The following is a 9311-nucleotide window of genomic DNA, read 5'->3' as shown; positions in this document are numbered from 1 at the left end:
GACATGGCTGCGTAGCTAGGACGGCACTGCCATTCCACATAAATTGGAGGTGTAGCTAAGAATGCGTAGACCCGAAGTGAAGAAATGCGATGCAATGGAGGACTTCGCCGTAGGCGATATTGCGGCGGGCGGTCATAAGATCAAAGGGTTCTGCGGTGCTAATGCGGATTTCATGGTTTACTTTTGCGATCACGACGCCTTACGCTGGCAAGCGAAGGACGGGTTCGCACATGAGGGCTTCAGGGAACTTTTGCAGGAGTTCGATCGCCTCAATTCAATCCTTAATGCTTCCGTGCATAGGAGAAAACACCCACTGCTCAAGCGAGCCTTGGGGAAAGCGTTCTACAATGCCACCGTCTGCTGTGGGAAGCGTGTTGATTCCACCAAGCTAAGTGACGTGACGGAACGGATTACTTACGAAGCGGAGTTTCGCTGTAGGTTTTGGTACATCGTTGGGGCGATGATGACATGTCCGGTGCTCGCCAGTTTTTCCTATCTCACCTACAGAAACCGACCTGATACGCTGCCGGAAGAACTTGGTACGCTGTCGGTAGGGCTTGCGTGTGGCGCGATTGGTTCACTTCTGTCTGTTCTATTCCGGCTTGATCGTCTGCCCGTGCAGCCGTATTCTTATCCCTCTCGGCAAATCTTACTTGGTGTTTGCCGAACTACTCTTGGCTCATTTTTCGGAGCGGTGTTCGTAGTCCTTGTTAAGGCCGAATTGCTTTTAGGAGTAGTTCGCGATAAGCCATATGCGATTGCTGTGTTTTCATTCCTGTCTGGATTCAGCGAACGATACGTCCCGTCGATTCTGGATGCCATTGAACGGGGTTCCGGGTCTCAGGGTTAATCCAAGAAACGGGTAACCAAGCCGTGCACCGGAGCGGCGGTATCGCGTTTCCTGCTGGTCAATTCTTCCCTCGCCGCCCGGTGACGGCCGACGTTATCCGACTGAAGTCCGTGGTGCCTTTCGCCTAATTCGCAATGGATGACCTAATCCTACGCCTTGCCCCTGCTTCGCTATGGCTCGCGATTCTCTGGTGTGTCGAAACTTTCGTCGGGGCACCTGCACCTAATCGGTTCCGTCACGGCTTCGTCAACTTGTCGCTCGCCGCCATCAATGGCGTTCTCCTGTTTTTCACATTCGGTGCCTTGTCAATTTGGGTTTGCACCGTCTCGCCGGTCGTTACTGAATCACCTTTCGTATTTCTGCACTCCGTCGCCTGCTTTTTTGCTCTCGACTTGTTTTCTTACTGCTGGCATCGGCTCAATCATTCTGTTCCCGCTCTTTGGCGCATCCACTCGGTTCATCACTCTGACGCCCAGATGGACGTTACGACTGCTGGTCGCTTTCACGCTTTGGAGATCGCGATTGGTGCGCTACTTCGCCTTCCCGTCCTGTATGCCCTTGGCGTCTCGACGATCACATTGGTCGCCTACGAAACCACGCTCGTGCTCGTCTCCATGTTCCATCATTCCAAGCTGAACCTCGGCGTTTACGATTGGCACTTTCGCTTGATTACTGCGTCTCCGTTGATGCACTCGATTCATCACTCATGCGATCCTCGTGACTACGGCTCAAACTTCTCATCTGTTCTGTCGCTTTGGGATCGTGTATTCTCTACCCTGCGATTGACCGAACGCCCACTAAAACACGGACTCGAGGGTAGCTGCCCTGAATCGCTTGGCTCATTGGTCGCGCGGCCTTTTGTTGCCGACCCGAATTCGGCGGATAACCATCCGATGCACCGGAGCGGCGGTGGTTAGCTTTTTCGCAATGGAGAATCGTTCGCCGCCGCCCGGTGATCGGTAACGTTGTCCGTACTGATTCGTATGAAGAGGACGTGGAAATACGCAGTGCCGTTTGCGCTGCTCGGGATCGCGATTGTTATCGTCACGCAGATGACTGGACGCGACGTGCCTACTGGACCGCCCCTTGAGTCACGCCGGGTCGTGCATCCGCTCGGATTTTCGATCGTCTCCCCTATAAATTGGGACTCTCAAATCCGCATGAAATCCACCGGGATTGTCGGCCCGGGCATCTACATGTCGCCACGGACTCTCGGACCCCCACGGCGGTACTCAGCGGGGCTAAGTGTTTCCGTATGCGACGATCGAGAGCGACTTCGAGATCAACATGAGATGACTGCGGACACTGTTGCCGGACTTCCCGCATTCTCGAGGATCGAGACCGGCAATGTGGGCGACGATGTTCCTAGCTTTACGTACACGGCCTTTCTCAAATCGCCTGACGCTTGGTTTGTCGTGCGGTATAACTTGAACTCAGATTGCACCTTTCTCCCCGATTCAGTCCGAAACTACATTGCTACCTTTGACGTCAACCCAACCGACGGATAGCCATGCCGTGCGACGGTGCGCGGCATACTGCGTTCACAAATGGAAACCACATTAGCCGTGCCCGCTGGCGACCACCGTTACCCGACTGACCAATGCCACCCTTTCTCACAATCGCACGAGCTATCTGCAAGAATCGTTATCGAATTGTTACGGCTTTCGTAGCCATTTGTATTGTTTTCCTTTACGCACGAAACCAATTCGTAGCGGTGTCTAACGCTTCCGCCCAAGACGCCGTTGCAGCACCAGTCAATCATTCACCATTGAAGTTCGCGATGGTTGGCTCGCTCAAAGACGGTCGCTACTCGCATCATCCGATCTCACGAGCGAAGATTCCTGGCGGATGGCTCATGACCATTCAAACAAACGATCAAACTCAAAGATCAGTCGGAATCACTTTCGTCCCTGACCCGAAACATGAATGGGACGGGAAGAGCCTTCCGTAACCGAAAGAAATTAGCGGGTAACCACGCCGGTGCACCCGAGCACTCAAAAATCCATTTCCGACTGGTCACCTGTCCGTTCGTGCCGGGTGACCTCAAACTCTATCCGACTGATACTGATGCGATGAAGCATTCTACGATGTCTGCTCGATCAGCAACTGTTCGCTTAGCGATGCTTGTATGTCTTGCACTGTTCGTCTTTTCACTGATCCCACTCGCTCCGCCAGGACTATTCGCGTTCTCGTCCGCGTTACTCTGCATAGGACTTCCCGTCGGTTACATGGTTCCGGCATTTGACAAACCTCCAATAGGACTTCTGACCGAAATCGCAGGCGGTGGATGGGTATCGTGGATTATCTATCCCCATATGCGAGAGCAGATCCTCGACAATTCTGGTGGCTCTACAGAGTCGCTCATTACCGTCGGATGCGCTTTCGTTGGATACGCTGTGCTTGTTTCAGGTATTCGGCACTCGCTGAATCGTAGCGAATGGCTGCGCCAGTTCTCATCGATTGCTGACACTGCGACGGGCGGATAACATTGCGATGCAACGGAGGACGTGTGCCCTGCGTTCCGGCGTTTGACATCGGCATTTTACCACCTCCGCTCCGGCCCCACGTACCCGCTGATCGCTAGCGCAACTTGCTTCGCATCTCCGTTCAGCCCATACACGTCGGACACCTGCGTAGCCCAAGCTCGCTTCAATTCCCTTCCATTCCCCAACTTGCGTATCTCCTGCTCACGCGTGCCCTCGCCCCCGGGTACAATACCCCACTGGTCGAAACCGAAGCGGCGATCCTTTCGTCACCGATGCGGCCGAAGGCTACCGCTTGAGACCGGCAAGACTTTGGATCGGAACCCGATGCTGCTGTCCCTGCGGGACCGGACGCGATTCTCGCCCGCACCTTCCCTGCACGGCTTGGCCTCCGCTCCCAACGCCTGCACCGACACAACACAATCTTGCCTTCAGCATAGCCGTCGCCTTGCCCCAGCCCCGTGCGAATACCCAATGCACTGGAACCGGCTGGTAGCGGGAACGGCTAGCCGAGAAGCAACAACGCCGCCCCGATGACCTATTTCGTTGCCCGGCTAGGATGAACAAATGACTACGACGCATCCTGATCCGACGCTTGTCTACCGATCTCGCAATCTTCCTGCCGCTAAATCACTCGTCGCCTTTCTGCGCGACACTGGCATCCATGCTCACCTCGTTAACCCATCGAATGAACACGGCCAATACGGCCAGCCTGGTGAAGGGCCGGTATTCGGTTTGGTTTACGGTGTCTATGTGGTTGACTGCATGCTTGGTGATACGCAAGCCCTCCTAGACGACTGGCGGCAACTGCAGGATTCCGCACGCATTGCTAACGACCGCTTCTGCTATCATTGCGGCGAGATTCACGAGACGCACCTGGCTACTTGCCCCCGGTGCGGCAAAACACTCGACCGTTCCGAAGTTGACCCAGCACATGACATCGGATAACGAACAGTCGCAACGGTGTCGGTCTTGCTAGCGTTATGGCGATGGGCAATCAACCTTCGCGCCCACGTGATCCCGGGCGTTATCCGACTAAGGTAATTCGTGATTAGAACTCGGGTAGCTTCATCGGAAGACGCCAACGAAGTTAGCTTAATTCGCGACATCGGATTTGCGACCGTGCGTGACACATACACCCCGAACCATGGTGCTGTTCCCATGGCACTCCACGCTAGCAGCTATCGATGCGACATCCTGGCTGACATCGACGGATTCACCGCTGGGGTGGTTTCTACCGCAATTGAAGGCGCCACTCTGCGAATCTCCGGACTCACCGTTGCCCCCGAGATCCGGCGACTGGGGGTCGCCAGGGCACTGATTGCAAGTGCTGAATGTCTCGCTGCCAACGCTCACTGTAGTAACGTTCGGCTATTCACGATTCGCGAAACTGGAAACGTTTCATTGTTCGGGAGACTCGGCTTTCACTTCGTGGATGAGACCATAGCTGACTGGTGTTCGTCCTCTCGTTTCGATACGCTCCACGAAGTCCAGATGGAGAAACTCTGCGGATAACAAAACCCTGCACCGGAGCAGTTGCGCTTTCCGCTGCGACGTTTGACTTCGGCATTTTACCGCCTCCGTTCCCCCGTTAATGCTGATCGCTAGCATTGTCCAGCCTTCGATAGTTTAGATGCCATTCAGAAGAACATTTACAGTCCGCGCGATGCTGGGGGCGACCCTTCTTATCGCGGTCGTTAGCCGGTTTTGGATATTGCTGCCGTCCCTGCACGCACAGCGTTTGATGCAGAGCATTGAACGCAGGCACGATCTCCATATTTCCACGGCCAGCGGATCACGTAGCCTGTTGATCGAAACGAACTGGCTGGACGAAACCAGAGCACATCGCACTGAAATTTCATTCACGGAACGTTCTTTTTTTGATGTCCTGATGGCTCGCAACAAGTTTGAAGCAGAATATTTCGACGTGTCGGACGAGTATCTCGGGGCTCTTACAGCTGAGCTAGGAGCTTTTGGTGTGACCAACTTCTGGAACTCTAGCGAATTACGTTCACCCCCGGTTGGTATACCACTTCCAGGCTCATTGCCATTGCCAGGTAACTACGGAATGCATCAACAGCTCTTGGCCTGTCCGTTCGGGGCATTTATCGTTGATTAACACGCGATGCACCACATTTTGGTTCTCTCCGCTAAACGGGGTGATCGCAGGCGTTCCCCGACTGAATCGTAATCTCTACGTTGCGTCGATTTCGACTCCGGGCACTCTTGCTTGTCACGGCCACGGTTGCGGTCGGCATCGCTGCATTCAAACCGTTCGCACCATTGGTGTCGATTCATTCCATGGTGACCACGTCGGTTGCGGAACCGTTTTCGCACTTTGACGGCAAATTCCGGCAATTTAAACTCAGCGTTCGAAACGACGGGCGCCTACCAGTTTGGCTAAGCCCAAACGACATACCGATTTCGGATGACTCGTGGTTCGCACCCGCCGGTGGGCCAACCTACGTCGAACTGGATATCGACAACGACAACTGCATCAAACTTGCTGCGGGAAGAGCGCGAACATACGATGTTGTTATGCATGCCGAGTATGAGGATTTCCGGCTGTTCGTGCACGCACGCGACTGGCGGGTACGCGACGGCTACACGAACCTTGGGCGGCACGATACCGATATTGGAGAAAACGGGGAATCATGAAGTGCACGGGAGAACGGGTGGTTTGTTTTTTCGTCTGCTTGCGAGTCGTTCGCCCGTTCCCCGTGATTTCTAACGTTCGTCGACTATTTCGTTTCTTTCTCCAGCCACGACCTGTGAGTTCCTACAATGACTTTACGACTTTTACTTGCCGTCATGTTCGCTACTACCGCGCTTACACAGGCCGGCTACGGTGCTCACTCTTCGGGCTCTACGACGCCTATCTGGGTCGTAGTTGAATCGCTACCTAACTCAACTGATGGCAAGCCACGGTATTCGGTTCAGGTCTCCAGCGGAGTGGGGTTTAGTCTGGTTGGCGCTATCTCCGAAGCGCTCACAGGCTCTTCGACAGAAAACACCTTTCTGAGGCCGGTGACGGATTTCGATCTTTCGCTGACTTTGCAGTCATCATTGGTGATGAAGATTGAGGAGAGCCATTTGACCATCGCGCCGGGGGAGAGATTTTCGTTTTCAAAGGTCGCTGAACTGGCGAAGCGGCTTGAGAAAATTGGACTGAGCGAGGCATCCATTGCCTCCATTGATACTGTTTTGACACCAAAACCCGTATCGACAGACCGAAAGACAATTTTCAGCCATCCCTTCGAAGAACCATTTGAGTTTCGCGTCGCCACGACTTCGCCATCCGATGCGGCGTCGATTGGTCGGTAGGCTGCGTAATCTGAATCGCCACGACGAACCAACCAATGCAAACGAGCGGCGAAGTCAGATGTGTATAAACGGATGACGTTCCGTCGCCGCCGGCTGATCGTAGACGTTCGCCGCCTAAACTCTAACCTCGGCTGAAACCAAATATGGAGACACCATGATTCGCTTCCTTCCTGTTTGTCTGATCCTGTTTGCATTCACACCTGCGGTAGGTATTGCTGACGATCCTGTTCCCGTTGGACACTCGACTGTTCACATTGTCTTTATCGTACCTCATTCACATCAGCCGATGGGTGGTGGCGGAACGGGCGGCATGGGTGGCGGAATAGGTGGTGCCCAGAAGCCGATGGCACAAATCGGCGGTGCAATTGTCCCGGTAGACAGCATCCGTCCAATCCGCATATCAATTGATGATGACTTTGTTGGACATGCAATGGTTGGCTTGCGCGACATCAAGCCCGTGTTCATTCTTCCTGAAGGGAAACACAAACTGACCTTTGAGATCGACGGGTTTAATCCGGTTGCTACTGACATCAAGGTGCTAGGCACGAATTCGAAGCAGTACCTGATCGTCAAACTCCCTACAAAAGTTCCTGAAACTGCCAATCCCGCCGTTTCCGCTGATGCTTCGACTAAGCAGCCCATTGACAACTAAATGCGGCGAACCAGGCGATGGACACGGAACCGCGGAATCCGGGTTTTTGAAGTGGATACCCGCTTGCCGCGGCCTGTTCATCGCAACCGTTTGTCAATCTAGTTTTGCCTTATGAGATGGATGCTTACGGGTTTGCCCTTAGCACTTTGGGCCAGCGTTTACATTTGGCTCACCACCAAGGACGTAGGCGGGCAGTCCGGGCTGATCGTGCTGGCGTTTTTGTATTTTGCGGCGTCACTCTGTGCATTGTCGTCGAGAACAGCATCGGAAAACTGGTGCGATTCGTTTGGAATCAGCCGATATCGAATTCTCGATCGCGCACCGGCATTGTGGTGATCATGTCGCGATCAATCAAATACGTGCCGAAATCGATCGTCTCGAAGCTGAAAAATCTCGCTTGGTCGATCTACATGATTTTCAATCAGCAGCGAATGTTTACGACGCAGAATATGCCGTTCGTACCTCGCTAGACACACTGCTACTTCACGGACAGCAAAACGACGAACCATGACAGGAACTGAAGCGGCGGAGTCGTGGTTTTTGAAGTGGAAAATTGTTCTCCGCCGCACGGTTATGTTCAACGCTCCCCGACTGAAACAACTGCGTCTGTCGCGATGCATACACGCCGCCAAACATTAACGTTTTCCTTGCGTGCTCTCCTCACGACGGTTGCGGCATCCGCCACAGGATTTTGGTTGGTGCGGCGACGCTGGATGGAGTCACAACGGCAGGCAGAAATTGTTCGTCGAGTCGAAGAGCTTGGTGGCGTCGTTGGATACGCCCACGAATGGGACAACGACGCTGATCGAGGGACAGGTTTGCCAACTCCCGGGCCAGCGATCTTACGCCGAATACTCGGCGAACACTTCTTTTTTACGCCTAATATCATTCTGTTCGATGAATCAACCGTTTGCACAAATGAACTTCCAGCGATCGATGAACTCTCAACGCTGACTCAGGTCGCATTCACTAACTGTGTAAATTTGGACGATCGCATTATTGACGTTTTGGTACAGCTTCCTGACCTTCGTGTCGTCACGCTTTACGGCACTCCCATCACCTATGACGCACTCTTTCGCTTGAAATCACTTCCGCGATTGGAAATGCTGCACGTTCCTCACACTCGACTCGATGGAAAGTCTGCGGCTCAGTTGAGTGTGCTATTCGGGGCCGACACTGTCTCCTGGAATGACGATCCATTGATCACCAATGCGGACATTTTCACACGCATGCCCGACGGCGGGGAACCATCGGCTGCGACGGAGGCGGCGAATTGACCTTTTGGGGAGTGGCAAGTCGCTCACGCGCCCCCGCTGAACCGCACCGTTGTTGGATCCAAACGCAATGATTGTGATGCACGCTTCCTCTATCGTTGTCGAACATGGTAAACGAACTCTTTGAAATCTGCTGCGACCGGGCTCCTGATCCAGCTGACCAAGCGAGACGCATTTATGCGGCAATCGAGGCTGGCGTGGACGTTAACCAGACCGACAAGAATGGCGTGACCGCGTTGCATCACGCAGTACGATTCAGAAGCCCGATAGCCGTCGAGTCCCTGATCCGATCGGGTGCTAACGTAAATCAGCCCTGCCGACGAAACGGATCGACACCGCTGCACCGTGCGGTTTGCCAAACTGGAGCGCCGGGCACCGCTGATCGATCGGAGGCTGCCGCAGAAATCGTTGCGATGCTACTTGCCGCTGGTGCGGACCCTTTGATTGCCAACAAATCCGGCAAGATACCTGCGGACTATGCGACCAGCGACATGTTGCGGTCTTTGCTATCCGCCAAGGCAAAACGCGGATAACCACCGCATACACAAGGAGACGGCTTGCGTTTTTCAAGAATGGAACATTAACTTTTGCGGCCCGGCGATGCGGGTCGCTATCTAACAGAAGACTGCGTGTCGTGATCGCTGAACTTGTTGCGTCCCACAACCCTGACGCAAAGGGCCCCACAGCCTTAGCCATTGATGACGATGGACTCCACATACAGATTGGCG

The 9311-nt window shown here is 54.0% G+C and carries 11 protein-coding genes; all 11 read left to right on the top strand.

Annotation, left to right across the window (positions count from 1 at the left end):
• Positions 1-61: 61 nt before the first annotated feature.
• The 11 genes from RSSM_RS12525 (at position 62) to RSSM_RS31640 (ending at position 9116) form a co-directional block, all read left to right on the top strand.
• Complete coding sequence (locus RSSM_RS12525) at positions 62-850, top strand: hypothetical protein (protein WP_044302422.1); 789 nt, start codon at positions 62-64, stop codon at positions 848-850.
• Positions 851-984: 134 nt separating this feature from the next.
• Entirely contained in the window at positions 985-1767 is a 783-nt protein-coding gene (locus tag RSSM_RS12520) for a sterol desaturase family protein (protein WP_008678960.1), read from the top strand.
• Between the two features lie 90 nt (positions 1768-1857).
• The gene (locus tag RSSM_RS12515; protein WP_144059767.1) at positions 1858-2358 is read left to right on the top strand and encodes a hypothetical protein; all 501 of its coding nucleotides are present in this window, start codon (positions 1858-1860) and stop codon (positions 2356-2358) included.
• A 1542-nt stretch (positions 2359-3900) separates the two neighbouring features.
• Positions 3901-4281, top strand: a complete 381-nt coding sequence (locus tag RSSM_RS12505; RefSeq protein WP_044302419.1) for a hypothetical protein — start codon at positions 3901-3903, stop codon at positions 4279-4281.
• Between the two features lie 213 nt (positions 4282-4494).
• A complete protein-coding gene (locus RSSM_RS12500; RefSeq protein ID WP_008678950.1) occupies positions 4495-4848 on the top strand; it encodes a GNAT family N-acetyltransferase in 354 nt (117 codons plus the stop codon).
• Positions 4849-4966: 118 nt separating this feature from the next.
• Entirely contained in the window at positions 4967-5452 is a 486-nt protein-coding gene (locus tag RSSM_RS12495; RefSeq protein ID WP_144059766.1) for a hypothetical protein, read from the top strand.
• A gap of 107 nt (positions 5453-5559) precedes the next feature.
• Positions 5560-5991 (top strand): hypothetical protein, encoded by a 432-nt coding sequence (locus RSSM_RS12490; protein ID WP_236621114.1) that lies wholly within the window; start codon positions 5560-5562, stop codon positions 5989-5991.
• Between the two features lie 126 nt (positions 5992-6117).
• Positions 6118-6657, top strand: a complete 540-nt coding sequence (locus tag RSSM_RS33160) for a hypothetical protein (RefSeq protein ID WP_144059765.1) — start codon at positions 6118-6120, stop codon at positions 6655-6657.
• 154 nt (positions 6658-6811) lie between these two features.
• Positions 6812-7309, top strand: coding sequence for a hypothetical protein (locus tag RSSM_RS12480; RefSeq protein WP_144059764.1), 498 nt, complete (start codon positions 6812-6814; stop codon positions 7307-7309).
• A 647-nt stretch (positions 7310-7956) separates the two neighbouring features.
• The gene (locus RSSM_RS12470) at positions 7957-8586 is read left to right on the top strand and encodes a hypothetical protein (protein WP_008678938.1); all 630 of its coding nucleotides are present in this window, start codon (positions 7957-7959) and stop codon (positions 8584-8586) included.
• 104 nt (positions 8587-8690) lie between these two features.
• Complete coding sequence (locus RSSM_RS31640; protein ID WP_008678936.1) at positions 8691-9116, top strand: ankyrin repeat domain-containing protein; 426 nt, start codon at positions 8691-8693, stop codon at positions 9114-9116.
• Positions 9117-9311: the final 195 nt, after the last annotated feature.

Source organism: Aporhodopirellula sallentina SM41 (assembly GCF_000346505.1).
Taxonomy (GTDB): Bacteria; Planctomycetota; Planctomycetia; order Pirellulales; family Pirellulaceae; genus Rhodopirellula; species Rhodopirellula sallentina.
The sequence above is the reverse complement of the archived record's forward strand: the minus strand, read 5'-3'. Positions and strand labels throughout refer to the sequence as shown.